A 2,678-nucleotide genomic window follows, 5' to 3' on the forward strand; every position below is an offset into this window, starting at 1 on the left:
ATCCTGATTTGTATCTGTATAAGTTCCGTCTTTAGTGATTGTAATAGCCGGTGATTGATTCAATTCGGTAATAGTACAATCAGTACATTCAGGATCAACCGGACAAGTTGTACAAGGAGTAGGGTCAGAAGAAGTATCTGTTACGTCATTTCCTTTAGGATCTTTGGCAGTTGCCAAAGCCAAGTTGTACACAAATCCATTATTGATGTCATTTTGAGTAATTGTATGAGTTGCAGAGAAAGTAGTTGTATCGGTTGCTCCGGGAGCAAGAGATGCAATCGGACCACCGCTTACAACAGCATTATTATCAGTAACTGTTATGTTGGTTAAAGTCACATTTCCAGTATTTGTGATAACAAATTTGTAAGAAACAGTATCTCCCACATTGGTTTTACCATCCTGATTTGTATCTGTATAAGTTCCGTCTTTAGTGATTGTTATTTCAGGTGTTGTACAAATAGGAATCATATTGTCTTGATTAGTAGTTGAGTCATTACCGGATAAGTCATTTACTTGTGAATTATCAGGAGCTAATCCACTTACCGAAGCTTGGTTGGTAATTTTTCCACTATCAATATCTGCTTGCGTTACGCTATAACTTGCATTAAAAATCCAAGTTTCATTTACCTCTAAGATATTGTTAGTATTGCTATCGCCACTTAGAAGAGTGATAGCAGATAATCCTGGGTGAGGGTCAGAAACGTTTATATTATGTAGGCTCACATTCCCCGGATTAGTTACAGTAAAAGTATAAGTCACCACGTCGCCAACAGCCAGAGCTGCGCATCCGTTTTCTCCGACTGTAATGTTATTGGTTTTCACAATGGCTATTTTAGGTATAGTACAAATAGGAATCACATTGTCTTGATTAGTAGTTGAGTCATTACCGGATAAGTCATTTACTTGTGAATTATCAGGAGCTAAACCACTTACTGAAGCTTGGTTGGTAATTTTTCCAGTATCAATATCTGCTTGCGTTACGTTATAACTTGCATTAAAAATCCAAGTTTCATTTACCTCTAAGATATTGTTAGTATTGCTATCGCCACTTAGAAGAGTGATAGCAGATAATCCTGGGTGAGGGTCAGAAATGTTTATATTATGTAGGCTCACATTACCCGGGTTAGTTATAGTAAAAGTATAAGTCACCACGTCGCCAACAGCCAGAGCTGCACATCCGTTTTCTCCGACTGTAATATTATTGGTTTTTACAATGGCGATTTTAGGTGTTGTACAAATAGGAATCACATTATCTTCATTAGTAGTTGAGTTATTACCGGATAAGTCATTTACTTGTGAATTATCAGGAGCTAAACCACTTACTGAAGCTTGGTTGGTAATTTTTCCAGCATCAATATCTGCTTGATTTACGGTGTAATTAGCTTGAAAAACCCAAGTTTCATTTACCTCTAAGATATTGTTAGCATTGCTATCGCCACTTTGAAGAGTGATAGCAGATAAGCCTGTATGTGGATCAGAAACGTTTATATTGTGTAGGCTTACATTACCCGGATTAGTTACTGTAAAGGTATAAGTTACCACATTGCCTACAGCCAGTGTGGCACATCCGTTTTCTCCAATGGTAATATTGTTGGATTTCACGATGGCTATCTTAGGATTTTGACATAATGCTGTTATAGTTGGATTATTGTTAGTTGTATTTGTACCAGACAAATCACTAATCTCATCACTTCCTAAAACCAAACCATTCACAGTTGCCTGGTTAATAACATTTCCTGTATCAATATCTTTTTGAGTTACTGCATAATTAGCATTGTATACCCAGGTTTCATTTGTATCTAAGCTTAAATTACTATTTGTATCGCCGCTTACAAATACTGTTGGAACAATAGGATTAGGTACATTAAATAAAGGATCAGTAATTGTAATATTTGTAATAGGTGTAGTACCCAAATTAGTTAGAGTAAAAGTATATTTAATCTGATCACCTACGCTTGTACAATTTCCAGTATTGATTAATTCAGATTGTTTCACTAAAGAAACCAAACATGAATTTACAGTTACTGTAAATGTTGTACCTGTGCTGACACATCCATTAGCATTTTTTACAGTAATTGTTCCTGTGTATGTTCCTGCAATTGTGCCAGCAGGAATATTTATTGAAATCGGACTTTCAGTTAAAGCTGCATCTGTAACAGCTGCAAAACTATTTGCCGGACTTGAATTCCAAACAATGCTATATAATGTTGGTGTTGCAGATGTTGTATTGTGTGTTAATGTTGTGCTTTGGGCATTTGCACTGAAACAAACTGATGTTGCAGTAGTTGCTGTAGTTATAGTTGGTACAGCATTTACAGTTACCATTACATTTTGTGAATTACTACATGAATTGGCCGTAGAAGTCACAACATATGTTACAACTATTGGATTTGAAGTTGTATTAATTAATACCTCATTAATTAGACCGTTTGTTCCACTTCCCGCTATATTACTGATACCTGTAACTGCAGCTCGTGTCCAGCTAAAAGTTGATCCTGCTGTAGAACTTGTGGCTGAATATGAAAATGAGGTTGCACTACATATAGCTTCTGGAGTTAAAGTACTGGTTAAAACAGGAGTTGGATTTACCGTTACAGTTATTGTAAAGGTGGCACCAGCACATGATCCTGTAGTTGCAGTAGGGGTAACTAAATATTGTACAGTTCCGGCAGTTGCAT

General features: G+C 36.4%; 1 protein-coding gene. It reads right to left on the reverse strand.

The window, feature by feature from the left end; genetic code table 11:
• Positions 1-2,678, reverse strand: a 2,678-nt coding sequence (locus tag IEV84_RS16345) for a CLIPPER-2 domain-containing protein (protein ID WP_188495864.1), incomplete at both ends; no start/stop codon positions are given.

It is taken from the genome of Flavobacterium palustre, from assembly GCF_014639535.1.
GTDB lineage: Bacteria > Bacteroidota > Bacteroidia > Flavobacteriales > Flavobacteriaceae > Flavobacterium > Flavobacterium palustre.